The sequence below is a fragment of the Ralstonia sp. ASV6 genome, assembly GCF_016429285.1.
GTDB lineage: Bacteria > Pseudomonadota > Gammaproteobacteria > Burkholderiales > Burkholderiaceae > Ralstonia > Ralstonia flaminis.
Map to the genome: position 1 here is coordinate 18,474 of NZ_JAELUI010000034.1, position 26,853 is coordinate 45,326.

A 26,853-nucleotide genomic window follows, 5' to 3' on the forward strand; every position below is an offset into this window, starting at 1 on the left:
CTAACGACACACCGACTGAATCTGTTGACACAGCTTGACGATTTTTTGTCCTCTATTCGCTCTTTGCACGAAGATGTGCGCTGTAGCGTGCAGGCGATGGCGCGTTGGCGCGTCAATCGAGAAATCGAGTGAAGTCTGAGACAGGTGCACGCTCGGTGATCAGCGTGTTTTCGATGGCGGACGGGTCGGCATACCCCATCGACATACCGCACACGACCATTTCGTCATCAGACAACGCCAGGTGCGCTTTGATGATGCGATGGAATGGCGTGAAGGCCGCTTGCGGACACGTATCGATGCCGCGTGCACGCGCCGCTACCATCACGGCTTCGAGGAACATGCCGTAGTCGAGCCAACTGCCCTGCTCCATCACGCGATCGATGCTAAAGATGAGACCGACCGGCGCATCGAAGAAGCGGAAATTGCGTGCGTGCTGCGCATGCATGCGCGCCTTCTCTGCACGCCCAATACCGAGCAGGCCGTATAAGTCCCAACCGACCTTGCGACGACGGCTTTGATACGGATCGACCCACGTGCGCGGATAGTACGGATACTCTTCGCGATGCAGCGTATCGACCTCCGGATGGTCATACGCAGCCAGCACAGATTCCGACAAACGCGCCTTTGATTCGCCCATCAGCACGTAGACCTTCCACGGCTGCGTATTGCTACCTGAGGGCGCGCGGCGTGCGACATCCAGAATGGCTTCGATATCCTCCCGCGCGACAGGCTTGGGTAGGAACGCGCGAATTGAGCGGCGCGACGTGATGGCCTGGTCGACGAGCTCGACCTCGGCGGGGCTGGGGCATCGATCGTTCATGACAAGGCAGGTCAATCAAGCAACGACGTTGGCGACCAATGGTTCCAGCACGGCACGCAACGCCTCTGGCAGCGGCACGGGCCGGCGCGTTTCTCGATCAACGTAGACGTGCACGAAGTGCCCTTGCGCTGCCGCCTCGCGTGCATCGCCACGGAACAGCCCTACCTCATAGCGCACGCTGGTGTTGCCCAGGCGCGCAACGCGCAAGCCCGCGACCACTGGATCAGGAAACGATAGCGGCGCGAAGTAGTTGCACTGCGTTTCGATGACGAGGCCGATGGTGTCGCTGTGCTCAGGGTCCAGCACGCCCTGCTCGATCAGGTAGGCGTTCACCACGGTATCAAAGTAGCTGTAGTAGACGACGTTGTTGACGTGGCCGTAGACGTCGTTGTCCATCCAGCGCGTGGTGATGGTGTGGAAGTGGCGGTAGTCGTCGCGCGTCTGTCGGGGCGTGCTCATGCTGGCGTGCGCTCTGGAGATTGGAAAACTACGAGGATACGCCAGCCGTTTTCAAGTCAGCGGCGCTCACTTGCGGATCACCAGTGCCACACCACACGCAGCGATCACCATGCCGAGTGCGGCCAGCGGCGGAAAGCGCTCACCGAACAGGGCCCAGGCCATGACCGCAGTCGTTGGCGGCGTCAGGTACAGCAGAGACGTCACCTTGGTCGCCGCGCCCTGACGGATCAATACAAACAGCAGCGAGATCGCGCCGATGGACAGTGCCAGCACCGACCACACCAGCGAGCCGATCATCTGCGCAGTCCAGTGCACCTCGCGCGTCTCGAACAGGAACATGAACGGCAGACACAGCAGCGCCGACGCGCCGAATTGAATGCATGCGCCCATGCGCAGATCGAACACCGGGCAATGGCGCTTCTGGTACAGCGTGCCAATCGTGATCGACAGCAGTGCGCCCACGCATAGCGCCAGCGTCGTCACGCCCACGCCGGCCAGGTGCAACTTATTCGCCACAACCAGCCCCACCCCGGCGATACCGCACAGCAGGCCCAGCCACTGGCGCCCCGTCACGCGCTCGCCACGCATCGATACATACAACGCCGTGAGGATCGGCTGCATGCCGACAATCAGTGCCGTCATGCCTGCCGGCATACCCAGTTTGACCGCCGCCCACACCCCGGCCAGATAGCCCCACTGCATCAACACACCCGCTACGGCAAGGTGGCCAACGGTTGCCCAATCGACTTCATTCGTGCCCGCGCGACGCGGCAACGGCACCCGCGCCAACCACACGAGCGGCAGCAGGCACACCAGCACGCCAACAAAGCGCAGGAAGAGGAACGTGATGGGCTCAGCGTACGGCATGCCGTACTTGGCCACGATAAAGCCAGTGCTCCAGATCAGCACGAACAGCCACGGCATCGCAGCCACGAAGAGGGAATCGCGAGCCGGCGCCGGCACAGCGGAATACGCTTGGGTCATGCGGAAAGCGGAAAAGAGATCGATGCGGTGGCAGCCTTGTCGCGCGCCGCCCAACGCTGTGCATGCCGGGCAGCCAGCGCGACCGTCTGCGCGTGGACGGCCACGGTGTCGTCGATATTGTTGCCGTAGCCGCCCGCCATGGTAACGGCAATCGGAATCCGTCGTTGATACGCAAAATCGAACACCTGTTGGTCGCGCGCGGCCAGCCCCGCCATCGTCAGCTTGAGCCTGCCCAGACGATCTCCTTCGTGTGGATCGGCGCCAGCCAGATAGATGATCAGGCTTGGCTTGAATCGCCCCGCCAGGATGTCGAGCGCGCCGGTCAGTGCTTCCAGATAGTCGTGATCGCCGCAGCCGTCGTGCAGGCCCACGTCCAAGTCAGATGCCTCTTTGCGGAACGGGTAGTTCTTCTCACCGTGCACCGACAACGTGAACACCGAGGCATCGTCACGCAGGATCGACGCGGTGCCATTGCCCTGGTGCACATCCAGGTCAATGATCGCAACAGGAAACTCGGCGGGCACCCTGCCCGGCTGACGCTGCATCCAACGCGAAGCAATGGCTGCGTCGTTGAAGACACAAAAACCAGCGCCCTTGTCTGCATAAGCGTGATGCGTACCGCCCGCCAGATTGACGGCAATGCCATCGGTCATCGCCGCTTCGCATGCGGCCATCGTTGCGCCGGCGGACCGGCGGCTACGCTCCACCATCTCCGGCGACCACGGGAAGCCGATTTCACGCTGGCGTGCCGGATCCAGCAGGCCGGCACTCACCGCCTGGACATAGTCAAGCCCATGCGCCAGTAGCAAAGCCTGGTCGTCGGCGCGCGGGGCTTCATGCATCGCCAACCCGGGTACCTCGGTCAACACCCGCTCGCGTAGCTCACTGTATTTACGCATCGGAAACCGGTGACCAGGGGGCAGCGGCAGCACAAAGTGATCGGTATAGAACGCCCGCATGAGAGATAGCAAATAATTGCAGCGCAACAGAATTGGCGAACGGACGCATCCTAACCTAGGCTGCGTCAGTATGTTTTTTGAGACGAAATTGCCGCTTATTGCGTGAGAACAACTTCGTCACGCACCACAAATGCGCATTCTTTTGCCACAAAAAGTTACGGCAAACGGTTTGCTGCGCAATTCCTGTGCACGAAAAATCAGCCAATTCTGATTTTTGTGCGATGCACAAAAGCCGCTTGACACTGGTTTGACGTTCAACAACAATGGAATTGTTGCGATGCACCATCTTTAAGCCATCGTGATGTCGCCTGGAAGGCCCGACGCAGACCGTCATGCTTTGTACATCTGGGCGATCTAAATTTTTGATTTTGATTCCCCCCGTCCACCTTGCATTGGAGAGACAACATGCTGACTCAGGAACAGATCGCTGCGGCGCACAAGGCCAACCTGGAAACCTTCTTTGGCCTGACCAACAAGGCTTTTGAAGGCGTCGAGAAACTGGTCGAACTGAACCTGCAAGTCGTCAAGGCTACCCTGGCCGAAAACGTCGAGCACGCCAAGAAGGCCCTGACTGCCAAAGACGCACAAGAACTGCTGTCGGTGCAAACTGCTGCTGTTCAGCCGCTGGCAGAAAAGGTTCTGGCTTACAGCCGCCACCTGTACGAAATCGCTTCGGACACGCAAACCGAATTCAGCAAGGCTGCAGAATCGCAAATCGCCGAAAACAGCCGCAAGCTGCAAGCGCTGGTCGACAACGTGTCGAAGAACGCCCCGGCTGGTTCGGAATCGGCTGTTGCTCTGGTGAAGTCGGCTCTGTCGGCCGCCAACAACGCGTACGACTCGGTCCAAAAGGCCACCAAGCAAGCTGTGGAACTGGCTGAAAGCAACTTCCACGCTGCTGCCAACGCTGCCAGCAAGGCAACCGCCCAAGCTTCGGCTCAAGCGCGTGCTGCCACCAGCAAGAAGACCACGACCGCTGCCTAATCGGTCTGAAACTTTCTGCTCAAGCGGGCCTCCTTCGGGAGGCCCGTTTTGTTTTTGGCGCTCGAAACAATCCTCCAAACATATCGTTTGCGTGCATTTGCGCGGAACCGAAACGCACGCACGGCGGTCAATTCCACTGTGTTCGTTGGTTTGTCTCCTCGGTACCGCCAGAGAAAACCTGTCCTCAGTGGTGATCAGTGGGTACCTTTGACCCGGCTTCGGCCGGGTTTTTTGTGTGCGCTCGAATCGCCCCAGCGCTTCAAACTGCGAACTTTTGTGGATACCCGGCGCTCCATCCTATATTGCGGATTACCGCCCCAGCCCCACACCGATGTCCCGCGAATCCCTGGCCAAACGCGGCCTGATCTTCCTGGCCGCGCTCATCCTGCTCTTCGAAGAATGGATCTGGAACGCCATGCTGCGGGTTACTGCCCGACTGGCCAAGCACCCTTGGGTGCAAGTAGTAGAGAAACGCCTGGCAGCGCTTGAACCGATCGAGGCCCTTTGCGCGTTCGCTCTGCCGATGCTGGCGTTGCTGCCATTCAAGTTGGCAGCCGTCTACGTGCTGGCACGCGGTAAATTCATTGCTGGGACGCTGGTCCTGATCTTGGCAAAGGTCGTCAGCACGGCATTGGGTGCGCGCATCTACATTGCGGTACGGCCGCAGTTGCAGGCGATCGCTTGGTACGCACGCTGGGAAGCCGCTTTCCTGGCCTGGAAGCAGCGTATGGTTGCCGCCTTGCGAGCCACGCCGACCTGGCAAGCACTGCAGGCTCGCATCGCCGTCTGGCGTGCGCACCGTCGTGGGCTGGCACGGCTGGCTTGGCGCCGGCTAACCGCCGCATTGCGATTGCTACGGCGGCACCGCCGCCCAGCCCAACCCCGCCAGTAAATCGCCACTCCAATGAAAAAGGGCCGCCCAATCGAGCGGCCCTTTCCTTTGCCAGTCAGTTTTCAGAGTCTGCCTGAAATATGGCGGTTAATTGCACATCAACGCTTGCGAGCGGGCGGCACATCCGTGCAAACGCCTTCGTAGATTTCCGCAGCCATACCCACCGACTCACCCAGCGTCGGATGCGGGTGGATGGTCTTACCGATATCCACAGCGTCTGCACCCATCTCGATGGCCAGGCAGACCTCGCCGATCAGGTCGCCCGCATGCGTGCCGACAATACCGCCACCGATGATGCGATGCGTTTCCTCATCGAAGATGAGCTTGGTGAAGCCCTCGTCGCGACCGTTGGCGATGGCGCGACCCGAGGCGGCCCATGGGAACACGCCCTTGCCGTACTTGATGCCCTGTGCCTTGCACTGGTCTTCGGTCAGGCCAGCCCACGCCACTTCCGGATCGGTATAGGCCACCGACGGAATCTGCTTGGCATCGAAGTACGCCTTCTCGCCGTGCGCGGCTTCGGCTGCCACGTGGCCCTCGTGCACGGCCTTGTGCGCCAGCATCGGTTGACCGACGATGTCGCCGATCGCGTAGATATGCGGTACGTTGGTGCGCTGCTGCTTATCGACCTCGATAAAGCCGCGGTCGGTCACGGCCACGCCGGCCCTCTCGGCGCCGATGCGCTTGCCGTTCGGGCTGCGGCCGACAGCCACCAACACCATGTCGTAGCGTTGCGGCTCAGCCGGTGCAGCCTCGCCTTCGAACTTGACGTAGATGCCGTCCGGCTTGGCTTCGACCCCGACCGTCTTGGTCTTGAGCATGACCTTGTCGAAGCGGCCCTTATTCATCTTGTCCCACACCTTGACGAGGTCGCGGTCGGCGCCCTGCATCAGGCCGTCGAGCATTTCCACCACGTCGATGCGTGCGCCGAGCGTGCTGTACACCGTGGCCATTTCCAGGCCGATGATGCCACCGCCGATGACCAGCATCTTGGCCGGCACTTCACGCAGTTCCAGCGCGCCGGTCGAATCGACAATGCGCGGATCTTCCGGAATGAACGGCAGCTTCACGGCCTCGCTGCCCGCCGCGATGATCGCCTTGGCAAAGCGGATGACCTTCTTCTCGCCGGTCGCGGCCTTGCCGTCACCGCCCGTCAGTTGCACTTCGAGGTGGTTCGGATCGAGGAACGTGCCGACACCGCGCACGACCTGCACCTTGCGCGACTTGGCCATGCCGGCCAGGCCGCCAGTCAGCTTGCCGATCACGGATTCCTTATGCTTGCGCAGCTGGTCGATATCAACCTTCGGCTCGCTATAGACGATGCCGTGTGCGGCCATCGCCTTCACTTCTTCCATTACGGCAGCGGTGTGCAACAGCGCCTTCGACGGGATGCAGCCCACGTTCAGGCAGACACCGCCCAGCGTGGAGAAACGCTCGACCAGCACAGTGTTCATGCCGAGATCGGCACTGCGGAAAGCGGCCGAGTAACCGCCCGGGCCGGAGCCGAGGACGAGCATGTCGCATTCGATGTCAGCACCACCGGCGTGTTTGGCCGCTTGCGGTGCAGGTGCGGAGGCTGCCGGTGCAGCAGCAGGTGCTGCGGCCGGAGCCGGTGCTTGCGCAGGCGCGGGAGCAGCGGTTGCGCCCGCTTCCGCCGTGGCAATCACGGCGCCCTTGGCGACCTTGTCACCGACTTTGACCTTCACGTCGACGATCTTGCCAGCCACGTCCGACGGCACTTCCATGCTGGCCTTGTCGGACTCCAGCACGATCAGCGACTGCTCTTTCTCAACGGCGTCGCCCGCCTTGATCAGCACTTCGATGACTTCTACCGCATCGAAATCGCCGATATCCGGCACCTTGATTTCCACCAAGCTCATTCCTGACTCCTTGTTCTTGTCGTCGGCTGCAGGCACTGCCTTGGCCGCCGACGCTTTCAATCCTGCAGACGTACTGTGTGCACTTCGATCGGGCCGCCAGAACTTTTGTCGAACTCAACACCGGCTGCCACGCCAACCTGTGCGACATCCGCCGCCGTCTTGCCCGGCATGTCGAACACCGCCGACATGGCGCCCAACGCGAAATTGCGCCCGGAGCCAATACCCCAGAAGCGGTCGAACGAAAACACTTCGCGGTATGAATAGACGCCGTAGATGCCCGTTGCATTGGCGATCAGGCAGGTGATCTGCGACGACTCGTACGGATCATCGTCGTCTTCCTTGGTGTTGACGAAATACTCGTCTTTGAGCTTTTCGTGCACCTTGAGGAAGGTCCGGAAAACGTCGTCGCGCGTGCCGAGCCGGCACTCATCCGCCAGTCCGGTCAGCAGGCTGCGCATGACCGGAAAGTGAGCCGTCGTACCCGCCAGCGCGATCAGCGACTCGCCCACCTGGAAGATCTTCTGGTTCTGCTCGTAGCCGCGCGCCAGGCGCGTATCACCGAACGTCACCAGCGAATCGGCTGCGATTGCCACTTCGCCATCTTTCTTGACCACCACGCACGTTGTCATGTCGTCCTCGCCAAAAGTCAGCCGACTGGGCCGGCACGCTCGGGCTCGAAGCCAGACGCGTGCCGTGCCCGTGCAGGCTTACAGGCTGACGCGGCGGAAATCCGCCAGCACGCTGGCCAGATACGCGTTGAAGCGCGCTGCTTCCGCGCCGTCGATCACGCGGTGATCGTACGACAGCGACAGCGGCAGCGTCAGGCGCGGCACGAACTGCTTGCCGTCCCACACCGGCTTCTGATAGCCACGCGACAGGCCCAGGATGGCCACTTCCGGCGCGTTGATGATCGGCGTGAAGTTCGTACCACCGATGCCGCCCAGCGACGAAATCGAGAAGCAGCCGCCCTGCATCTGGTCTGGCTTGAGCTTGCCGTCACGCGCAGCTTTCGACAATTCCGCCATTTCGCGGGCGATATCGACCAGGCCCTTCTTGTCCGCATCGCGGATCACCGGCACCACCAGCCCGTTGGGCGTATCCGCCGCGAAGCCGATGTGGAAGTACTGCTTGAACACCAGGTTGTCGCCGTCCAGGCTCGCGTTGAAGGTCGGGAACTTCTTCAGTGCGCCGACCACGGCCTTGATCACGAATGCCAGCATCGTGAACTTCACGCCGGCCTTTTCGTTTTCCTTGTTCAGCGTCACGCGCAGGGCTTCGAGGTCGGTGATGTCCGCTTCGTCGTTGTTGGTGACGTGCGGGATCATGACCCAGTTGCGGTGCAGGTTCGCGCCCGAGATCTTCTTGATGCGCGACAGCGGCTTCGGATCGACCGGGCCGAACTTGGTGAAATCCACCTTCGGCCACGGCAGCAGGTTCAGCTCGCCACCACCAGCCGGTGCGCCAGCAGCAGCCTTGCCCGGCGCTGCAGCCTGGCCGCTCATCACGCCCTTGACGTAGCGCTGCACGTCTTCTTGCGTGATACGGTTCTTCGGGCCCGTGCCGCCAACGAGGTTCACGTTGACGCCCAGTTCGCGTGCGTACTTGCGCACCGAAGGGCTGGCGTGGGCGGCCTTGCCCACCGTACCGACCGTATCAGCGGTGTACGTGGCGGGTGCAGCTGCGGGGGCCGCGGCAGGGGCCGGGCTCGGTGCAGCGGCAGCCGGCGCAGAGGCCGGAGCTTGCGCAGGGGTCGGTGCAGCAACCGTGCCGCCAGCGCCTTCCAGCACAACGATCAGCGTGCCTTGCGACACGGCATCGCCCACCTTCACACGAATTTCCTTGACGACACCGGCAGCCGGCGACGGTACATCCATCGTGGCCTTGTCCGATTCGAGCGTGATCAGCGACTGCTCGGCTTCCACCTTGTCGCCCACCTTCACGCTGATCTCGATGACCGGCACGTCGGTGTAGTCGCCGATGTCCGGGACCTTCACTTCAACCGTGCCGCCACCTGCAGCCACCGGCGCGGGTGCCGGGGCTTGCGCAGCAGGCGCGGGTGCCGGCGCAGCGGCGGCCGGAGCCGGTGCCGGAGCTTGTGCGGCAGGCGCCGGAGCAGCGGCAGCGCCCTGCTCTTCGAGCAGCAGCACCAGCGCGCCTTCTGACACGGTGTCGCCCACCTTGATCTTCACTTCCTTGACGACGCCGCTCTTGGGCGACGGCACATCCATGGTCGCCTTGTCCGATTCCAGCGTGACCAGCGAATCCTCGGCGTTGACGGTATCGCCCGCCTTGACCAGCACTTCGATCACCGGGACGTCTTTGTAGTCGCCGATGTCCGGCACCTTGATTTCTACGACTTGACTCATTCTTCTGTCTCCAGAGGGTCTGGCGGCGAGAGCATCCGGCGGCGGACACACAGTGCCCCGCAGGCTACCGCATCGTGCAGGCAAATGCACGTCGCGGAAAGTCTGCCGGAGCGGTGTCCGGCCGGGACGCAACCCGCGCGCCCGGCGGCTCCGTTATACGGTCATCGGGTTGGGCTTGTTCGGATCGAGGTTGTACTTCTTCAGTGCCTCGGCCACCTTTTCGCGCGGCAGCACGCCTTCGTCGGCGAGCGCCTTGAGCGATGCAACAGTCACCCAGTAGCGATCCACTTCGAAGAAGTGGCGCAGCTTCTCGCGGGTATCCGAGCGGCCAAAGCCGTCGGTGCCCAGCACCACGTAGCGACGCGGCACGAAGGCGCGGATCTGCTCAGCGAAGGTACGAACGTAGTCTGTCGATGCGATAACCGGGCCGCGTGCGTTCTTGAGCAGCTTCTCGACGTGCGACTCGCGTTGCGGTTCGGTCGGGTTGAGCAGGTTCCAGCGGGTGACAGCGTTGCCTTCACGGGCCAGCTCGGTAAAGCTCGGGCAGCCCCACAGGTCGGACTCGACGCCCCAGTCCTTCTTGAGCAGCTCAGCAGCGGCAATCACTTCGCGGAAGATGGTGCCCGAACCCAGCAGTTGCACGCGCGGTGCGTTGCTGTTCTCGACGCCCTTCTTGAACTGGTACATGCCCTTGATGATGTCGGCTTCGACACCCGCCGGCATTTCCGGGTGTTCGTAGTTCTCGTTCATCACCGTCAGGTAGTAGTAGACGTCTTCCTGCTCGACATACATGCGGCGCAGGCCGTCTTGCATCACCACGGCCAGTTCGTACTGGAACGTCGGGTCATACGAGATGCAGTTCGGGATGGCAGCGTGGTACACGTGCGAGTGGCCGTCTTCGTGCTGCAGACCTTCACCGTTCAGCGTCGTACGGCCAGCGGTGCCGCCCAGCAGGAAGCCGCGCGAGCGCATGTCGCCGGCGGCCCAGCAGAGGTCGCCGATACGCTGGATGCCGAACATCGAGTAGTAGATGTAGAACGGGATCATCGCCACGCCATGCGTCGAATACGACGTGGCGGCTGCGATCCAGTCGCACATGGCGCCGGCTTCGTTGATGCCTTCCTGCAGCACCTGACCCGTCTGCGATTCCTTGTAGAACATCAGTTGGTCGTGATCCTGCGGCACGTACTTCTGGCCTTCCTGGTTCCAGATACCGACCTGGCGGAACAGACCTTCCATACCGAACGTACGCGACTCATCGGGCACGATGGGCACCACGTGCTTACCGATGTTCTTGTCCTTCAGCAGGATGTTCAGAATGCGCACGAAGGCCATCGTCGTGGACACTTCGCGGCCTTCACCGGTGGCCTTGAGCAACGCGTCGAAGGCAGCCAGCGCCGGAATCTGCAGCGCGTCGGCCTTCTGGCGACGGGCCGGCAGGTAACCGCCCAGGTCCATGCGGGCCTTGCGCATGTATTCGAGTTCCTTCGAGCCTTCTTCGAACTTGACGTACGGAACGTGCTCGAGCTGGTCGTCAGCCACGGGGATGTTGAAGCGATCGCGCAGCTTGCGGATGGCATCCACCGGCATCTTCTTCTGCTGGTGGGCGATGTTCATCGCTTCACCGGCTTCGCCCATGCCATAGCCCTTGATGGTCTTGGCCAGAATGACGGTCGGCTGGCCCTTGTGGTTGGTCGCCGATTGGAACGCCGCGTAGATCTTGTGCGGATCGTGGCCGCCACGGTTCAGCGCCCAGATGTCGTCGTCGGACCAGTCGGCCACCATGGCCTTGAGTTCTGGCGTGTTGAAGAAGTGTTCGCGCACGTACGCGCCGCTCTTCGACTTGAAGGTCTGGTACTCGCCGTCGACGCATTCCATCATGCGGCTCATCAGCAGGCCCTTGGTGTCGCGCGCCAGCAGTTGATCCCAGCGGCTGCCCCAGATGACCTTGATGACATTCCAGCCGGCGCCGCGGAATTCGCTTTCCAGCTCTTGAATGATCTTGCCGTTGCCGCGCACCGGACCGTCCAGGCGCTGCAGGTTGCAGTTGATCACGAAGACGAGGTTGTCCAGCTTTTCACGGCCGGCCATGCCGATCGCACCCAGCGATTCCGGCTCGTCGGTTTCGCCGTCGCCCAGGAAGGCCCAGACCTTGCGGTTTTCCCAGTTCTGGATCAGGCCGCGGCTGGCCAAGTACTTGGTGAAGCGCGCCTGGTAAATCGCCATGATCGGGCCCAGGCCCATCGACACGGTCGGGAACTGCCAGAAATCCGGCATCAGCCACGGGTGCGGATACGACGAGATGCCCTGGCCGTCCACTTCCTGGCGGAAGCTGTCGAGTTGGTTTTCGGTCAAGCGGCCCAGCAGGAAGGCGCGCGAGTACACGCCCGGTGCCGAGTGGCCCTGCACGAAGACCATGTCGCCACCGTGCTTGTCCGATGGCGCGTGCCAGAAGTGGTTGTAGCCGACGTCATACAGAGTGGCTGCAGACGCGAACGACGAGATGTGGCCACCGACGTTGGTGTCCTTGTTCGCGCGCAGGACCATCGCCATGGCGTTCCAGCGCGTGTACGAACGGATGCGGTGCTCGATTTCCTGGTCGCCAGGAATGCGGTCCTGATTTTCGACCGGAATCGTATTGATATAGGGGGTTTCTGCGTGCAGCGGCGAGGTCACGCCGTTGATGCGCGCGTACTCGATCTGCTTATCGAGGAGGAACGCCGCGCGTTGCGGGCCTTCCGCGCCGATGACGCCTTGCAGCGCCTCCAGCCATTCCTTGGTTTCCTGGGGATCGACGTCGCTGGCGCTCGTGGCGCCCAGGACTTGTTCTGGTACGGCCGACATGGCGGTCTCCTTGGTAGCAGTAACGGTAGGTGCGTCTCGTTAGATTGGGGGTACCCCAACTTTTGCGCTGATTCTATGGGGACACGCAAATACAGCACAAGCGGAATTTTCAAATTGCGATATTGTTTTTTATAATGTGGAATATTGCGGCGATGCAAAACAAATCAGTTTTAACGCTGCAGCGCAGCATTTCCCTGCTGGCGAAATGTGCGTCACCAAGCGGTTTCCCCAAGCGACCAGCACGTTAATTGCCGTTACACTTGGTTTTGCGCAGTTGCACAGATGTCCACACCCTTACCTCCGCAGAATTCCGGCGTTCGTCCGCCCATCATGCTTTCCCCCCGCCACGCCCAGCAGGACCCGGCCCGGTCATCTGAAGTGTCCGAGTTGTCCGAGCCGCCGACGCCTGCCGCACCTGCGTCTGCAAATACAGCGGTGCCCGCGCCAGAGCTGCCGCCTGATGAGGGCGTGCGCCCCAGCATGCCACGCCGGCTCTGGATGACGCGCCTGGGCCGACTATGGACGACCAACTGGTTCATGTTCATTCCGCTGGTGGCAATCGTCCTGTTTGCCGGCGCGATGATCTTCATCCTGTATCAGTTGCACGCCACCGAGGTGCAGCAGCAGCGCGACGCCCTCTACCGCGATGCCGCCTGGGCCGAGCAGAAGGTGCGCCTGTCACTGCAGAGCAACCAGGATCAGGTGGCGGCGCTGGCCCGCGACATTGGCGCCGCGCAGCTTGACCCAAGCGCCTACCGCGACGCCGCGCGCCAACTGCTGCGCGAGAACCCCGAACTGGTCTTTATCAATTGGCTGGACGCCACCCGCCGCCCGCGCTGGGCTTTCCCCGCCAGCTCTGAATTCGTCACCCGCATACGCGAGACGCGTGAGCACCCGCTTGAACCCGAGATTCAATCCGCCTACGACGCCGCGCGTGAGACGCAGCGCGCCGTCTATTCCCGCCCCATCCAGAACGAGCGCGGCGAGAGCTTCATGCTCATGGAAGTACCGATCGTGCGCGACAACGAGTTCCTCGGCACGGTGGGCGCCATGTACTCGGTCACCGGCATTCTTACGCAGCTGCTGCCGGGGGAGTTGACGGACCGCTACCGCTTCTCCCTTGTCGACAAGAACAACGTGATCCGCGCCAGCACATCGCTACGGCCGGTGCCGAAGGCGGCTGCGTCGTACGAAGTGCTGCTGGACCCGCCGGGGCATTCGTTGTCGCTGCGGGCGGAGGCGTATCCGGCGCCGTCCAACCTGCCCAACAACATGCTGATGTGGCTGGTGGCGGGCCTGTCGTGCTTCGTGATCTGGAGCCTGTGGAGCGTTTGGCGGCACACCAGCCGCCGCTCCGAAGCGCAGCGCGCGCTGCTGGCCGAAACCTCGTTCCGCCGCGCCATGGAAAACTCCATGGTGATCGGCATGCGCGCGCTCGACCTCAACGGCCGCATCACCTATGTGAATCCCGCCTTCTGCCGCATGATCGGCTGGACGGAGGCCGAACTGGTCGGCCGCATGCCGCCCTTCCCGTACTGGCCACCCAACGAAATCGGCGAGATGCAGAAGCACATCGAGCTGACCCTGCGCGGCAAGGCCCCAGCCAATGGCATGGAGCTGCGAATGATGCGCCGTGACGGCACGAGCTTCTACGCACGGATGTACGTCTCGCCACTGATCGATGCACGCGGTCGGCACACTGGTTGGATGAGTTCGATCACCGACATCACCGAACCCAAGCGCGCACGCGAAGATCTGGCCGCCGCACACGACCGCTTCACCACTGTGCTGGAAAGCTTGGACGCCGCCGTGTCCGTGCTCTCCACCGACAAGGCCGAGTTGCTGTTTGCCAACCGCTACTACCGTCAGCTCTTCGGCTGGGAGGCCTTTGGCCACCTGCAGCTCTCGGGCCAGGACGTCAACACGGAAGATGTATCCAGCGATGCCCTGGACATGGTGGACGGCTACGCCGGCCTGCCCGCTTCCGAGCTGACGCCGCACGCCGCCGATGCTCGCGAAATCTACGTCCCAGCGATGCAGAAATGGTTTGAAGTGCGCCGCCGCTACATCCAATGGGTGGACGGCCACCTCGCGCAGATGCAAATCGCCACCGACATCACCGTGCGCAAGGCCGCTGAAGAAATGACGCGCCAGCACGAAGAGCGCCTGCAGTTCACCAGCCGCCTGACGACTATGGGCGAGATGGCATCGTCCCTGGCGCACGAATTGAACCAGCCGCTGGCCGCCATCAATAACTACTGCATGGGTGCAGTCGGCCGCCTCAAGAGTGGGCGCAGCACGGCGGAAGAATTGATCCCCGTGCTGGAAAAGACCTCCGCCCAGGCCGTGCGTGCCGGTACGATCATCCAGCGCATCCGCGGTTTCGTGAAACGCAGCCAGCCGCAGCGGCGCGAATCCGATCTGCGCGACATCGTGGCCGATGCCGTAGGCCTGGCGGAGCTGGAGGCCACGCGTCGCGGCATCACCATCCTCACGCGCCTGCCGGCCGAGCTGCCGCCTCTGTACGTCGACCCGGTGCTGATCGAACAGGTGCTGGTCAACCTGCTCAAGAATGCCGCCGAAGCCATGGCCGCCCACCCGCGCTTGCGCGCCGCGAGCGTCCTGCGCCTGCACGCCAACCTGATCGACGATCCGGACAACTCCGTGCTCATCGAAGTCATCGACCAGGGCCCGGGTGTGGACGACAGCACCAAGGAGCGCCTGTTCGAGCCCTTCTTCAGCACCAAATCCGACGGCATGGGCATGGGCCTGAACATCTGCCGCTCCATCATAGAATCCCACCTCGGCAGGCTCTGGGTAGAAAACAATGCCGATGGCATCGGCTGTACGTTTAAAATCATCCTGCCGCTGAACCCGCTGTAAATCGTTTTTAAAACAGAACGTAGACCGAGGACTCTCCATGAGCACAACGCCCGCAGCAGTTGCTCCGCGCAACGAAACCGTGTTCGTCGTCGACGACGATGAGGCCATGCGTGACTCATTGACGTGGCTGCTCGAAGGCAACGGCTACACCGTGCGCACCTACCGCAGCGCTGAAGAATTTCTCGTGGACGACAAGCGCACCGACGGCGTCGGTTGCCTGATCCTCGACGTACGCATGCAAGGCATGAGCGGCCCCGAGCTGCAAGACCGCCTCATGGCCGAAAACAGCCGCCTGCCGATCGTGTTCGTGACCGGCCACGGCGACGTGCCGATGGCGGTGTCGACCATGAAGAAAGGCGCGGTCGACTTCATCGAGAAGCCGTTCGACGAATCGGAACTGCGTGAACTGGTCGAGCGCATGCTCAGCAAGGCCCGCTCGGAAGACTCCGTCGCACGCGAGCAGAAGGCCGCCAAGGACCTGCTCGGCCGCCTGACCACACGTGAGCAACAAGTGCTCGAGCGCATCGTTGCCGGCCGCCTGAACAAGCAGATCGCCGATGACCTGGGCATTTCCATCAAGACGGTGGAAGCCCATCGCGCCAACATCATGGAAAAGCTCAACGTGAACACCGTGGCTGACCTGCTGCGCCTGGCCCTCTCGCGCAATAGCTGATCCGTTTTGTGGGCCGGTTGTGAGCAACCAGGGCGGCTGGAAGGGAGGCGCCGATTTATAATCGCGGTTTGCCCTCACCCTCCTCCGCCCAGCCATGACCGCCCAACTCATTGACGGCAACGCGCTTGCCAAGCAACTCCGCGCCGAAGCCGCACAACGCGCTGCCGCCCTCACCGCGCGCGGCCACCAGCCCGGCCTGGCCGTCATCCTCGTCGGCGAAGACCCGGCCAGCCAGGTCTACGTGCGCAACAAGATCAAGGCCTGCGAAGACAATGGTTTCCTCTCCGTCTTCGACCGCTACCCGGCTGACCTGACCGAAGCCGACCTGCTCGGCCGCATCGACGCCCTGAACCGCGACCCACGCATCCACGGCATCCTGGTCCAGCTTCCGCTGCCCAAGCACATCGACAGCCACAAGGTGCTCGAAGCCATCGCGCCCGAGAAGGACGTCGACGGTTTCCACGTGGCCAACGCCGGCGCGCTGATGACCGGCGCCCCGCTGTTCCGCCCATGCACGCCGTACGGCTGCATGAAGATGCTGGAATCGATCAACTACCCAGTGCGCGGTGCCAATGCCGTGGTGGTGGGCGCCTCGAACATCGTCGGCAAGCCGATGGCGATGCTGCTGCTGCAAGCCGGCGCCACCATCACGATCTGCAACAGCAAGACGCGCGACCTGTCCGCCCACACGCGTGAGGCCGACATCATCGTGGCCGCCGTGGGCCGCCGCAACATCATCACCGCCGACATGGTCAAACCCGGCGCCGTCGTGATCGACGTGGGCATGAACCGTGACGATGCCGGCAAGCTCTGCGGCGATGTCGACTTTGCCGGCGTCAAGGAAGTCGCCGGCTACATCACCCCGGTGCCGGGCGGCGTCGGCCCGATGACGATCACCATGCTGCTGATCAACACCCTGGAAGCTGCTGAACGCGTTGCCGCAGGAGGTTCGCTGGCAGCGTAAGCTTCACTTTCCACCATTGGAAACGGAAAAAGCGTCCCAACCTGATGGATCGGACGCTTTTTTTGTCTCCGATTTTTCCTACTGAGCCCGCCATGACCGATACCTCGCTCCAAGCCAATAATCCGCTGCTTGATTTCTCCGGTCTGCCGCGCTTTGCAGATATCCGCCCTGAGCACATCACGCCGGCCATCGACGTGCTGCTTGAACGCGCCGCAGCGGCGGTCTCCAAGGTCAAGGACCCAGCCACACCAGTCTCCTGGAATACCGTTGTCACCGCGCTGGAAGACGCCACTGAGCCGCTGGGCCGCGCCTGGGGCATCGTCGGACATCTGAGCGCGGTAGCCGACACGCCGGCCCTGCGCGAAGCGCACGCCGCCAACCTGCCACGCGTCACCGAATTCTGGTCGGGCCTGGGGCAGGATCTCGCACTGTTCGAGAAGTACAAAGCCATCGCGCAAAGTGCCGAATACGCCACCCTGAATGCCGCCCGCAAGAAGTTGCTCGACAACGAACTACGCGGCTTCCGCCTGGGTGGCGCCGAGTTGCCGGAGGATCAGAAACCGCGTTTTGCCGCCGTCCAGGAGCAGCAGGCGCAACTGACCAAGGCGTTCAGCGACCACGTGCTGGACGCCACCAACGCCTACGCGCTGCTGATCGACGACGAAGCCCGCCTGGCCGGCCTGCCCGACGACGCCAAGCAGGCCGCGCAGGAAGCCGCCCGTCGCGACAACCCGAACGCGACCGGCTGGAAGTTCACCCTGCACTTCCCGTCGTACTTCCCGGTGCTGCAATACGCAGATGACCGCGCGCTGCGCCGCACGCTGTACGAAGCCAACGTCACGCGCGCGTCCGAACTGGGCACGCAGTACGGCGGCGGCAAGGCGGAGTGGGACAACACCGCCAACATGGCAGAACAGCTCGCGCTGCGTGCGGAAGAAGCCCACATGCTCGGCTACCGCAACTTTGGCGAGGTCTCGCTCGTGCCGAAAATGGCGGATTCGCCGGAAGACGTCCTGCGCTTCCTGAGTGAGCTGGCCGACCGTGCCCGCCCCTTTGCCGAGAAGGATTGGGAAGAGCTGCAGGCTTTCGCCAAGACCACACTCGGCATCGACAAGCTCGAACCATGGGACATGGCCTACGCCTCGGAAAAGCTGCGCGAGGCACGCTATGCGTTCTCGGAGCAAGAGGTGAAGCAGTACTTCCCCGAGCCGGCTGTGCTGGACGGCCTGTTCAACGTCGTGCAGACGCTGTTCTCGGTGAAGATTCGCCCGGAACAAGCTGCGGTGTGGCACCCGGACGTGCGCTTCTTCCGCGTCGAATCGGCCCAGGGCGAGCTGCTCGCACAGTTCTACATCGACCTGTACGCCCGAGACGGCAAGCGTGGCGGCGCCTGGATGGATGACGCGCGCGGCCGCAAGGCGCTGGCAGATTCGCGCGTGCAAACCCCGGTGGCCTACCTGACCTGCAATTTCTCCGGCCCGGTCGGCGACAAACCCGCGCTGTTCACGCACGACGAGGTCATCACCCTCTTCCATGAATTCGGCCATGGCCTGCACCACATGCTCACGCGTGTGGACGAGCTGGGCGTGTCCGGCATCAACGGCGTGGAATGGGATGCGGTGGAGCTGCCCTCGCAGTTCATGGAGAACTTCTGTTGGGAGTGGGAAGTCCTGTCGCGCATGACCCGCCATGTCAATTCCGGCGAGCCCCTGCCGCGCAAGCTGTACGACAGCATGCTGGCGGCGAAGAACTTCCAGAACGGCATGATGACGCTGCGCCAGATCGTGTTCTCGACGTTCGACATGCATCTGCATACGGATTTCGACCCGAAGGGTTCAACGTCGGTGCTGGAGCTTTCGCGCCAGGTCAACAACCGCTTCCACGTGGTACCCCAGGCCGAACTGTCGCGCTGGCCGAATACGTTCAGCCACATCTTCGCGGGCGGCTATGCAGCGGGCTATTACAGCTACAAGTGGGCCGAGGTGCTGTCGGCAGATGCCTACGCGGCGTTTGAAGAAGCCAGCAAGCTGAGCGGCTCGGTACTCGACACTGAAACCGGTGCGCGCTACCGCCGCGAAGTGCTGGAAGTTGGCGGCAGCCGCCCGGCGATCGAATCGTTCACAGCCTTCCGAGGGCGTGCACCGAGCATCGACGCGCTGCTGCGCCACGGCGGCATGGTGGCCGAGGCCGCTTGACGGTCTACGGTGCAAGAACAACGCCGCTTCGCGCGCAAGCCGAAGCGGCGTTTTTCATTGGGGCAAACGAAAATCGACGCGCGCAGACCGGCCTGGCAGTGATAGCGCTGCATGTGGCGCCGGCGTACGCGCCACCACCTGACCCCGTCGCATCACCAGCGTGCGCGTTGCGCGCAAGCGGATCGCCTCAATGGGATCACGCGCATCCAGCACCACCAGATCCGCATGGCACCCCAGCGCGATGCCGTAGCCCTCCAACCCCAGGATGCGCGCGGGCGCCTCGGTCACCGCTGCAAAACACTGGCGCATAGCGTCTTGTCCGGTCATCTGCGCAACATGCAGACCCATGTGGGCGACCTCCAGCATGTCACCAGAGCCAAGGCTGTACCAAGGGTCCATCACGCAATCATGGCCGAAGGCGACATCGATACCGGCCGCCAGCAGCTCAGGCACGCGCGTCATGCCACGTCGCTTCGGATACGTATCGGACCGCCCCTGCAGCGTGATGTTGATCAGCGGATTGGCAATCGCCGCCACACCCGCCTCGCGCATCAGCGGCAACAGCTTGCTGACGTAGTAGTTGTCCATCGAGTGCATCGACGTCAGGTGCGAGCCGGCCACGCGACCGTGCAAACCGAGGCGATGCGTTTGCGCGGCAAGTGTTTCGATATGGCGTGAGGACGGGTCATCAGACTCATCACAGTGCATGTCGATGCGCAGGCCGCACTCGGCTGCGAATTCGCATAGCAGACGCACAGACTCGGCGCCGTCGGCCATCGTCCGCTCGAAATGCGGGATGCCTCCAACAACGTCCACGCCCATGCTGATGGCGCGCTTGAGGTTGTCGAAGGCGCCCGGGCTGCGCAGCAGACCGTCCTGCGGGAAGGCGACAAGCTGCAGATCCAGATACGGCGCCACTTGACGCTTGACGTGCAGCAGCGCCTCGACGGCCAACAGACGCGAGTCGCACACGTCCACATGGGAGCGGATTGCCAGCAGGCCACGCGCGACGGCCCAGTCGCAGTAATGCAAGGCGCGTTCGACCAGCGCATCTTGCGTAAGCGCTGGCTTGAGTTCGCCCCACAGCGCGATGCCCTCGAGCAGCGTGCCGGACTGGTTCACACGCGGCAAGCCGTACGACAAGGTCGCATCCATGTGGAAATGCGCGTCGACAAACGGCGGCGACACGAGCGCCCCGGCTGCATCGAACTCGTCAACACCGCGTACGGGCAAGTTCGGCTGCACGGCGGCAATGCGGCCAGATTCGATGCCGATGTCAATACCGGTGCATCCATCGGGCAGATTGGCATTGCGGATCACGAAATCCATATGGGCTCCTGTGGCTACGCTTGCGCCAATCTAACCCAAGCCGGCGATGGCGGCGGCGATGGCGCTTGATGGCACAATAACGTTCGATTTGGACGGCGCCGCTTCTACGCGCCGTCGCCATTTGCAAGGATCGCTCCCTCATGCGCGTCGCCACCTGGAACGTCAACTCCCTCAAAGTCCGCTTGCCGCAGGTGCTGCAATGGCTGGCCGAACGCGAGGCTGACGGCACCCCCATCGACCTGCTTTGCCTGCAGGAACTCAAGCTGCCTGACGACCGCTACCCGCTGGCAGAACTGGATGCCGCGGGCTACGCGTCGCTCTTCACGGGACAGAAGACCTATAACGGCGTGGCCATCCTCGCGCGCAAGGCGGCCGTGCCCGAAGGCCGCGACGTCGTAAAGAACATTCCTGGCTTTGCCGACGAGCAGCAACGCATCGTGGCCGCCACCTATGACATGGCCGGTGGCCCGGTGCGAGTGATCTCCGCCTACATCCCAAACGGCCAAGCGCTGGACTCCGACAAATTTGTCTATAAGCTGCGCTGGCTTGAAGCGCTGCAAGCATGGCTGAAAGACGAGATGGCCGTGCATCCGCGCCTGATGCTACTGGGCGACTTCAACATCGCTCCGGAAGATCGCGACGTGCACGACCCGAAGAAGTGGGAGGGCCAGAACCTGGTATCGCCGGAGGAGCGTGCGGCGTTTCGGGCGATGGAGCGTGCTGGGCTGGTTGATGCATTCCGCATGTTCGAGCAGGAAGACAAGCTCTTCTCGTGGTGGGACTACCGTATGTTCGGCTTCAGACGCAACGCCGGCCTGCGTATCGACCACATCATGCTGTCGCCCGAACTCGCCAAGCTGTGCGAGTCGTGCCATATCGACAAGGTGCCGCGCGGTTGGGAGCAGCCGTCTGACCACACGCCCGTAGTCGCAGCCTTGCGCGACGCATAAGGCAGACTCCGCATGGCATCCACCTTCAAGCATCGCAACCTGCCGCATCTGCTACTGCGTGCGCGTGAGACCTTCATGGCGCGCTTCCGGCCGATCCTGCGCGAGCACGGCATCACCGAGCAGCAATGGCGCGTGCTGCGCACGCTCAACGACACCGGCGACATGGAGCCCAACCAGCTCGCCGACGCATGCCTGATCCTGAGTCCGAGCCTGACGCGCATGCTGGCGGCAATGGAACAGTCGGAGATGATCGTGCGTACGCGCTCGTCGGTGGATCAGCGCCGGCAGGTGATCTCGCTCACGCCCAAGAGCCGCAGGTTCCTGGCCGATGTGGAGCCTCAGGTGGACGCGGAGTATGCGCGCATCGAAGCCCAGCTCGGGCGCGCGCGCCTGGATGCGCTCTACGTTGCCATCGACGAATCCATCCGAGTCATGGAAACGCACACGCCGATGTCGCGTTTTACCGGTGACGAATAACGCCCGTCAGTAGACGCTGCCGCCCCTCTGCGGCTTGGCGCCCTCGCCCTTGAACGCCTGAGCCAGTTGCTCGGCGCTGCGAGCCAGCAAGGTCACATCCGTTCCGACCGCCACGAAGGTCGCCCCGAGCGACAAGTAGTGCCTAGCCTGCGCCTGGTCAGCCGAGAGAATGCCCGCCGCCCGGCCAGAGGCCACGATGCGGCGAATCGTATCGTCGATCGTCTTGCGGACTTCCGGATGGCCGGGCTCACCCAGGTGGCCCATGGACGCCGCCAGGTCCCCCGGGCCGATGAAGACGCCGTCCACCCCATCCACCGCAAGAATCGCATCGAGATGCGTCAGGCCCTCGGTGGTTTCCACCTGCACCAGCGTGCACATTTCTGCGTTGGCACGGCGGAGGTAGTCGTCAACGCGGTTCCAGCGCGACGCGCGTGCCAATGCGCTGCCCACGCCGCGAATGCCCTCGGGCGGATAACGCATCGCCTCAACGGCCGCACGGGCCTCGTCTGCGCTTTGCACCATCGGCACCAGCAGCGTCTGTGCGCCGATGTCCATCAGGCGCTTGATCTCCACCGCGTCATTCCAGGCTGGCCGCACGATCGGGTGAGAGGGATACGGCGCGACGGCCTGCAGCTGGGCCAGCGTGGATTGCAACTGGTTCGGCGCGTGCTCGTTGTCGATCAGCAGCCAGTCGAAGCCAGCCCCCGCGACGATCTCGGCTGGATACGGATGCGTCATCGCCAGCCAGAGGCCGATCTGCGGGCGACCCTCGGCCAGCGCGCGCTTGAAGTGGTTCACCGGGAGCTGCATGACGGAGGCATCCTTTGAGCGTTAGACGGTTAGACGAAATGGCAGGCGATGCTGCCGAGCGGACCATAGTCGCAGTGGAATGTATCACCGGGGCGGGCGGGCACCGGGCGCGTGAACGAGCCACCCAGAATGACTTGCCCTGGCTCCAGCGCCACACCGTGCGGGGCCAGCTTGTTGGCCAACCAGACCACGCCGTTGGCAGGATGGTTCAGCACGCCCGCCGCCACGCCGGTCTCTTCAATCACCGCATTGCGCGACAGGATGGCACCGACCCAGCGCAGATCCACATCACGCATGCGGATTGGGCGGCCGCCCATCACCACGCCGGCATTGGCGGCGTTATCCGCGATCGTGTCGAACACCTTGCGCGGGCGACCGCTGTCCGGGTCAATCGACTGTGAACGTGCGTCGATGATCTCCAAGGCCGGGATCACGTGATCCACCGCGCCGTACACATCGAACAGCGTCACCTCCGGCCCTTCCAGCCGCTTGCCGAGCACGAAGGCCAGCTCCACTTCCACGCGCGGCACGATGAAGCGGTTGGTAGGAATCTCGCTGCCTTCGGCAAAAAACATGTCGTCGAGCAGCGCGCCGTAGTCTGGCTCGTCGATCTGCGAGGACTGCTGCATCGCGCGCGAGGTCAGGCCGATCTTGTGGCCCTTCAGGCGCCGGCCCTCCTCCAGCTTCATGGTCACCCATTCACGCTGGATGGCGTAGGCATCTTCGATGGTGATCCCGGGGTGGTCGAGTGAAACCTGACGGATCTGCTTGCGGTCGATCTCGGCCTGGTGCAGGCGACGCGCAATGGTCTGGATGATCGTGGGTTCGAGCATGGGTCAGGCTTTGCGGAAACGCGCGTGGATATTGTTGTGCTTGTAGCTGCCGCCTTCATCGAATTCGGTCAGCTCCATCGAGAGCGCCAGATAGCGCCTGGCAAACGCCTCGGCAAAATGCGTCTTGATGGCGTCGAATAGCGCATCGCAGGCGGCTTTCTTGACCGCGGCCGCGCGACCAGCGCCGATCTTCAGCGTGACGTGGACGAAGGCGTCGTCTTCCTTGCCATCGGCAACACGGTAGTCCGTCAACCGGATGGCGCGCGAACGGACGCCCCCGGTCGGGAACACGCCGTTCTGCGCGATCAAGGTCTCGTTGAGGACCTGTAGCAGTTGCGGAATACGGGCGTCGTCGCCCAGGTTGTCGGTGTATTCGACGATGACGTGCGGCATGACGGTCTCCTGCTCAAGCCCCGGTTTGACCCCGTTCGGGCAGCGGAAAGATCGCGTTGATCTGGCCCGTACCGGAACTGGGGAAATAGTCGGTGATGACTTCGACACCCTTGTCGTAGGCATCCCAGCCGAGCAGGCCAAGCAGCATGGCCGTGTCGTGCATGCCGCCCTCGCCCTCGCACAACGCCGCATACTCCGGCAACATCGCGCAAAAGGTCCTCCAGTCGCCCTGCTTCCACAGGTCCACCACGCGCAGGTCGACCTGCCTGAAGAACTCGCGGCTGATCTGGTGGATGGACGCTTCCGGGCTGCCGTTGTCGTTGAAGCGGTGCGAGAGCGATCCGCTGGCGAGGAACGCGACGGTGCTGTCACTCGCCTCGATGGCCTCCAGCAGCGCGGCGCCAAAGCGGCGGCTCTCGTCCAGCTTGTGCCACGCGCACCAGCCGGCAATCGACACCACCTTGAAATGCTGGTCGCTGTTCATGTAGCGCATCGGCACCAGCGTGCCGTACTCGAGTTCCAGGCTGTCGATCTCGTGCGCACGCGTGAACACGCCGCGCGCCGTTGCCGTCTCGGCAATCAGTCGGCCGAGCACCGGGTTTCCCGGATACGCATACCGCATGTCCTTGATGAAATGTGGCAGCTCGTTGCTCGTGTAGATGCCTTCGAAGCGCGCATTGCAATTGACGTGGTAACCGGCGTTGACCAGCCAGTGCACGTCGGACACGACGATGGTGTCCACGCCCAGATCCCGGCAACGCTGCCCAATGGTGCGGTGCCCATCGATGGCCGCCGCCCGGCAGCCGTAGTGCTTGCCGGGAAGTTCTGACAGGTACATCGACGGTACGTGGGTGATCTTCGCGGCCAAGGCCAGCTTTCCCATGGTGTCTCCTTCCGCCCTTGTCTTTGATTGTCTTGCGTTGTCTTGCGGCGTGTCACACGCCCCAGCGCGGGATATGGTGGCTGCCCATTGAAATGCAGACGTTCTTGATCTCGGCAAATACCTCCAGACTGTACTCGCCGCCCTCGCGCCCGGTGCCGGAAGCCTTCACGCCGCCAAACGGCTGACGCAGGTCGCGTACGTTCTGGCTGTTGACGAACACCATGCCCGCCTCAATGCCGCGTGCCAGCCGGTGCACCTTGCCCACATCTTGTGTCCAGACATATGAGGCCAGGCCGTATTCCACGTCGTTGGCGAGCTTCAGGCCATCCGCCTCGTCCTTGAACGGGATCAGGCACGCCACGGGGCCAAAGATCTCTTCCTGGGCCACGCACATGCGGTTATCTACGTCAGCCAGCACCGTAGGCCCGACAAAATTGCCGTTCTTCAGGTGCTCCGGCAGACCTGCCGGCTTATCCGCCCCCCCCGCTAGAATCTTGGCGCCTTCCTGCTCGCCCAGGCGGATGTATCCCGTCACCTTTTCCCAGTGCGCGCGCGTGATCATCGAGCCGACGTTGGTTTTCTCATCCCCTGGGTCACCCACCACAAGGCGCTTGGCCCGCTCGGCAAACTTGCGCACAAAGTCGTCATACACGCTCTCCTGCACGAAGATGCGCGAGCCGGCGGTGCAGCGCTCACCGTTGATCGAGAAGATGGTGAAGAGCGATGCGTCCAACGCGCGCTCCAGATCGGCGTCATCAAAGATCAGCACGGGCGATTTGCCGCCCAGTTCCATCGAAAACTTCTTCAGGCCGGCGCGCTCCATGATCCGCTTGCCGGTGGCGGTGCCGCCCGTGAAGGACACCACGCGGACGTCCGGATGCCGCACAAGCGCATCGCCAGCGGTTGCGCCGTAGCCTTGCACCACATTCAGTACACCGGGTGGAATGCCGGCTTCCAGCGCCAGACGGCCCAGCTGATCCGCCGTCAACGGTGACAGCTCCGACATCTTCAGCACCGCCGTGTTGCCCAGCGCCAGGCACGGCGCAACCTTCCAGGTGGCCGTCATGAATGGCACGTTCCACGGCGAGATCAGCGCGCACACGCCCACCGGCTGATACAGCGTGTAGTTCAGCATCTGGTCGTCGACCGGGTATGTGCGGCCGTTGATCTGCGTGCATACCTCGGCAAAGAAGTGGAAGTTCTCCGATGCGCGCGGAATCAGCTGCTTGCTCGTCTGAGCGATCGGCAAACCGGTGTCCATCGTCTCCAGCGCGGCAAGGTGCGGCACGTTCTGCTCGATCAGCTCGCCCAGGCGGCGCATCAGCTTGGCGCGTTGCTTGGCCGGGGTATTGGCCCACGCGGGGAATGCCGCCTTGGCCGCCGCCACTGCTGCGTTGATCTCCGCCTCGCCGCCCGAAGCCACCTCGGCAATCGCCTCACCCGTGGCCGGGTTGGTGGTAATGAAACGCTCGGCGCTGTCGATTTGACGGCCGTCGATCCAGTGTTTGACGGGGTCCATGCTGACGGCATGCATGCGCGTGTTCATGCGGGCTCCTTGCTCGATTGTTCTGCGGCGATGGTGCTGACCAATCGCCCGATGCCTTCGATTTCGGTGACGACCTCGTCGCCGGGTTGCGTGTCGGCCAAGCCCTCGGGCGTACCGGTCAGGATCATGTCACCGGCTTCGATCGTCATGAAGCTGGAGAACCATGCGATCAGCGCCGGGATGTCGAAGATCATGTCGCGCGTACTGCCTCCCTGCGTAACACGGCCGTTGACGGTGGTGCGCAGGGCGAGGTTCATCGGGTCGGGCACGTCGTCGCGGTCGACCAGCCATGGACCGATGGGCGTGCACGTGTCACGGCTCTTCACGCGTAGATTCGGGCGGTAGTAGTTTTCGAGGTAATCGCGAATGGCATAGTCATTGGCCACGGTGTAGCCAGCCACAACCTCATAGGCACGTTCACGCGGCACGTCGCGTGCAGTCTTGCCGATCACCACAACCAGTTCGCACTCGTAATGCATGAAGGCCACACCCGCGGGGCGCACGGTGTGTGCGCGGTGACCGATCAGCGTGTTCGGCCCCTTCAGGAATGCGAGCGGCTCTTCAGGCGCCTTGAAAGCGAGTTCCTTGGCGTGATCGGCATAGTTCAAGCCCAACGCGAAGATCGTGCGCGGCTCGACCGGTGGCAACCAGATCACTTCGTTTTCATGCAGCACGCGGCCATCGGCAAGCTGCAAACGAGTGTCATCACCAGGTACGGCGGTCGCTGCA

The 26,853-nt window shown here is 62.9% G+C and carries 23 protein-coding genes; 8 read left to right on the forward strand and 15 right to left on the reverse strand.

All coding sequences use genetic code 11. The annotated features are described in order from the left end of the window. Window positions 1–112: 112 nt before the first annotated feature. The 4 genes from JHD73_RS08925 to JHD73_RS08940 form a co-directional block, all read right to left on the reverse strand. Entirely contained in the window at window positions 113–820 is a 708-nt protein-coding gene (locus tag JHD73_RS08925) for a nitroreductase (protein ID WP_199029883.1), read from the reverse strand. A gap of 15 nt (window positions 821–835) precedes the next feature. Continuing rightward, window positions 836–1,279, reverse strand: coding sequence for a thioesterase family protein (locus tag JHD73_RS08930; RefSeq protein ID WP_199029885.1), 444 nt, complete (start codon window positions 1,277–1,279; stop codon window positions 836–838). A gap of 66 nt (window positions 1,280–1,345) precedes the next feature. Continuing rightward, the gene (locus JHD73_RS08935) at window positions 1,346–2,263 is read right to left on the reverse strand and encodes a DMT family transporter (protein ID WP_199029887.1); all 918 of its coding nucleotides are present in this window, start codon (window positions 2,261–2,263) and stop codon (window positions 1,346–1,348) included. Then, window positions 2,260–3,222: a histone deacetylase gene (locus JHD73_RS08940; protein WP_199029889.1), complete on the reverse strand. Its 963-nt coding sequence runs from the start codon at window positions 3,220–3,222 to the stop codon at window positions 2,260–2,262. Before JHD73_RS08940 ends, JHD73_RS08935 begins: the two co-directional genes overlap by 4 nt. A gap of 405 nt (window positions 3,223–3,627) precedes the next feature. Here JHD73_RS08940 and JHD73_RS08945 point away from each other — a divergent pair, with 405 nt between their 5' ends. Both JHD73_RS08945 and JHD73_RS08950 read left to right on the forward strand, forming a co-directional pair. Continuing rightward, complete coding sequence (locus tag JHD73_RS08945; protein ID WP_021194645.1) at window positions 3,628–4,206, forward strand: phasin family protein; 579 nt, start codon at window positions 3,628–3,630, stop codon at window positions 4,204–4,206. 331 nt (window positions 4,207–4,537) lie between these two features. Next, window positions 4,538–5,098 carry a hypothetical protein gene (locus JHD73_RS08950; protein WP_199029891.1) on the forward strand — a complete coding sequence of 187 codons (561 nt, stop codon included), beginning with the start codon at window positions 4,538–4,540 and terminating at the stop codon, window positions 5,096–5,098. 98 nt (window positions 5,099–5,196) lie between these two features. Here JHD73_RS08950 and lpdA read toward each other — a convergent pair whose 3' ends face one another. From lpdA to aceE, 4 genes are all read right to left on the reverse strand, one after another. Further along, on the reverse strand, window positions 5,197–6,978 hold the full coding sequence (gene lpdA / locus JHD73_RS08955; protein WP_199029893.1) for a dihydrolipoyl dehydrogenase: 1,782 nt from the start codon (window positions 6,976–6,978) through the stop codon (window positions 5,197–5,199). A gap of 56 nt (window positions 6,979–7,034) precedes the next feature. Continuing rightward, window positions 7,035–7,607, reverse strand: coding sequence for an MFS transporter (locus tag JHD73_RS08960; protein ID WP_199029895.1), 573 nt, complete (start codon window positions 7,605–7,607; stop codon window positions 7,035–7,037). Between the two features lie 78 nt (window positions 7,608–7,685). After that, entirely contained in the window at window positions 7,686–9,344 is a 1,659-nt protein-coding gene (aceF, locus tag JHD73_RS08965; protein WP_199029897.1) for a dihydrolipoyllysine-residue acetyltransferase, read from the reverse strand. A 153-nt stretch (window positions 9,345–9,497) separates the two neighbouring features. Next, window positions 9,498–12,188 carry a pyruvate dehydrogenase (acetyl-transferring), homodimeric type gene (gene aceE / locus JHD73_RS08970; protein ID WP_199029899.1) on the reverse strand — a complete coding sequence of 897 codons (2,691 nt, stop codon included), beginning with the start codon at window positions 12,186–12,188 and terminating at the stop codon, window positions 9,498–9,500. 282 nt (window positions 12,189–12,470) lie between these two features. On the opposite strand from aceE, the gene JHD73_RS08975 reads away from it, so the two are divergent. From JHD73_RS08975 to JHD73_RS08990, 4 genes are all read left to right on the forward strand, one after another. After that, window positions 12,471–15,071: a PAS domain S-box protein gene (locus tag JHD73_RS08975; protein ID WP_199029901.1), complete on the forward strand. Its 2,601-nt coding sequence runs from the start codon at window positions 12,471–12,473 to the stop codon at window positions 15,069–15,071. Window positions 15,072–15,108: 37 nt separating this feature from the next. Beyond that, window positions 15,109–15,744 (forward strand): response regulator transcription factor, encoded by a 636-nt coding sequence (locus tag JHD73_RS08980; protein ID WP_199029903.1) that lies wholly within the window; start codon window positions 15,109–15,111, stop codon window positions 15,742–15,744. A 94-nt stretch (window positions 15,745–15,838) separates the two neighbouring features. Further along, window positions 15,839–16,708 carry a bifunctional methylenetetrahydrofolate dehydrogenase/methenyltetrahydrofolate cyclohydrolase FolD gene (folD, locus tag JHD73_RS08985; protein ID WP_199029905.1) on the forward strand — a complete coding sequence of 290 codons (870 nt, stop codon included), beginning with the start codon at window positions 15,839–15,841 and terminating at the stop codon, window positions 16,706–16,708. A 92-nt stretch (window positions 16,709–16,800) separates the two neighbouring features. Further along, window positions 16,801–18,903, forward strand: coding sequence for a M3 family metallopeptidase (locus JHD73_RS08990; RefSeq protein WP_199029907.1), 2,103 nt, complete (start codon window positions 16,801–16,803; stop codon window positions 18,901–18,903). 54 nt (window positions 18,904–18,957) lie between these two features. Here the strand turns inward: JHD73_RS08990 and JHD73_RS08995 are convergent, their stop codons facing one another. Beyond that, on the reverse strand, window positions 18,958–20,232 hold the full coding sequence (locus tag JHD73_RS08995) for an amidohydrolase family protein (RefSeq protein WP_199029909.1): 1,275 nt from the start codon (window positions 20,230–20,232) through the stop codon (window positions 18,958–18,960). Between the two features lie 140 nt (window positions 20,233–20,372). Here JHD73_RS08995 and xth point away from each other — a divergent pair, with 140 nt between their 5' ends. Beyond that, window positions 20,373–21,182: an exodeoxyribonuclease III gene (gene xth, locus JHD73_RS09000; protein ID WP_199029911.1), complete on the forward strand. Its 810-nt coding sequence runs from the start codon at window positions 20,373–20,375 to the stop codon at window positions 21,180–21,182. 12 nt (window positions 21,183–21,194) lie between these two features. Then, window positions 21,195–21,659 carry a homoprotocatechuate degradation operon regulator HpaR gene (gene hpaR / locus JHD73_RS09005; protein WP_021194657.1) on the forward strand — a complete coding sequence of 155 codons (465 nt, stop codon included), beginning with the start codon at window positions 21,195–21,197 and terminating at the stop codon, window positions 21,657–21,659. 6 nt (window positions 21,660–21,665) lie between these two features. On the opposite strand, the gene hpaI is transcribed toward hpaR, so the two are convergent. The 6 genes from hpaI to JHD73_RS09035 form a co-directional block, all read right to left on the reverse strand. Further along, a complete protein-coding gene (gene hpaI, locus JHD73_RS09010) occupies window positions 21,666–22,469 on the reverse strand; it encodes a 4-hydroxy-2-oxoheptanedioate aldolase (protein WP_199029912.1) in 804 nt (267 codons plus the stop codon). Window positions 22,470–22,498: 29 nt separating this feature from the next. After that, complete coding sequence (hpaH, locus tag JHD73_RS09015) at window positions 22,499–23,302, reverse strand: 2-oxo-hept-4-ene-1,7-dioate hydratase (protein WP_199029914.1); 804 nt, start codon at window positions 23,300–23,302, stop codon at window positions 22,499–22,501. Window positions 23,303–23,305: 3 nt separating this feature from the next. Then, a complete protein-coding gene (locus tag JHD73_RS09020) occupies window positions 23,306–23,695 on the reverse strand; it encodes a 5-carboxymethyl-2-hydroxymuconate Delta-isomerase (RefSeq protein WP_199029916.1) in 390 nt (129 codons plus the stop codon). A 13-nt stretch (window positions 23,696–23,708) separates the two neighbouring features. Continuing rightward, entirely contained in the window at window positions 23,709–24,578 is an 870-nt protein-coding gene (gene hpaD / locus JHD73_RS09025) for a 3,4-dihydroxyphenylacetate 2,3-dioxygenase (RefSeq protein WP_199029918.1), read from the reverse strand. Between the two features lie 52 nt (window positions 24,579–24,630). Beyond that, a complete protein-coding gene (hpaE, locus tag JHD73_RS09030; protein WP_199029924.1) occupies window positions 24,631–26,112 on the reverse strand; it encodes a 5-carboxymethyl-2-hydroxymuconate semialdehyde dehydrogenase in 1,482 nt (493 codons plus the stop codon). Between the two features lie 8 nt (window positions 26,113–26,120). Next, window positions 26,121–26,853, reverse strand: a 733-nt coding sequence (locus JHD73_RS09035; protein WP_199029920.1) for a fumarylacetoacetate hydrolase family protein, incomplete at its 5' end; no start/stop codon positions are given.

Bases quoted from the DNA above. Each gene is read 5' to 3' on its own strand.
- JHD73_RS08925 (WP_199029883.1), bottom strand. From the start codon at position 820: ATGAACGATCGATGCCCCAGCCCCGCCGAGGTCGAGCTCGTCGACCAG.
- JHD73_RS08930 (WP_199029885.1), bottom strand. From the start codon at position 1,279: ATGAGCACGCCCCGACAGACGCGCGACGACTACCGCCACTTCCACACC.
- JHD73_RS08935 (WP_199029887.1), bottom strand. From the start codon at position 2,263: ATGACCCAAGCGTATTCCGCTGTGCCGGCGCCGGCTCGCGATTCCCTC.
- JHD73_RS08940 (WP_199029889.1), bottom strand. From the start codon at position 3,222: ATGCGGGCGTTCTATACCGATCACTTTGTGCTGCCGCTGCCCCCTGGT.
- JHD73_RS08945 (WP_021194645.1), top strand. From the start codon at position 3,628: ATGCTGACTCAGGAACAGATCGCTGCGGCGCACAAGGCCAACCTGGAA.
- JHD73_RS08950 (WP_199029891.1), top strand. From the start codon at position 4,538: ATGTCCCGCGAATCCCTGGCCAAACGCGGCCTGATCTTCCTGGCCGCG.
- lpdA (WP_199029893.1), bottom strand. From the start codon at position 6,978: ATGAGCTTGGTGGAAATCAAGGTGCCGGATATCGGCGATTTCGATGCG.
- JHD73_RS08960 (WP_199029895.1), bottom strand. From the start codon at position 7,607: ATGACAACGTGCGTGGTGGTCAAGAAAGATGGCGAAGTGGCAATCGCA.
- aceF (WP_199029897.1), bottom strand. From the start codon at position 9,344: ATGAGTCAAGTCGTAGAAATCAAGGTGCCGGACATCGGCGACTACAAA.
- aceE (WP_199029899.1), bottom strand. From the start codon at position 12,188: ATGTCGGCCGTACCAGAACAAGTCCTGGGCGCCACGAGCGCCAGCGAC.
- JHD73_RS08975 (WP_199029901.1), top strand. From the start codon at position 12,471: ATGTCCACACCCTTACCTCCGCAGAATTCCGGCGTTCGTCCGCCCATC.
- JHD73_RS08980 (WP_199029903.1), top strand. From the start codon at position 15,109: ATGAGCACAACGCCCGCAGCAGTTGCTCCGCGCAACGAAACCGTGTTC.
- folD (WP_199029905.1), top strand. From the start codon at position 15,839: ATGACCGCCCAACTCATTGACGGCAACGCGCTTGCCAAGCAACTCCGC.
- JHD73_RS08990 (WP_199029907.1), top strand. From the start codon at position 16,801: ATGACCGATACCTCGCTCCAAGCCAATAATCCGCTGCTTGATTTCTCC.
- JHD73_RS08995 (WP_199029909.1), bottom strand. From the start codon at position 20,232: ATGGATTTCGTGATCCGCAATGCCAATCTGCCCGATGGATGCACCGGT.
- xth (WP_199029911.1), top strand. From the start codon at position 20,373: ATGCGCGTCGCCACCTGGAACGTCAACTCCCTCAAAGTCCGCTTGCCG.
- hpaR (WP_021194657.1), top strand. From the start codon at position 21,195: ATGGCATCCACCTTCAAGCATCGCAACCTGCCGCATCTGCTACTGCGT.
- hpaI (WP_199029912.1), bottom strand. From the start codon at position 22,469: ATGCAGCTCCCGGTGAACCACTTCAAGCGCGCGCTGGCCGAGGGTCGC.
- hpaH (WP_199029914.1), bottom strand. From the start codon at position 23,302: ATGCTCGAACCCACGATCATCCAGACCATTGCGCGTCGCCTGCACCAG.
- JHD73_RS09020 (WP_199029916.1), bottom strand. From the start codon at position 23,695: ATGCCGCACGTCATCGTCGAATACACCGACAACCTGGGCGACGACGCC.
- hpaD (WP_199029918.1), bottom strand. From the start codon at position 24,578: ATGGGAAAGCTGGCCTTGGCCGCGAAGATCACCCACGTACCGTCGATG.
- hpaE (WP_199029924.1), bottom strand. From the start codon at position 26,112: ATGCATGCCGTCAGCATGGACCCCGTCAAACACTGGATCGACGGCCGT.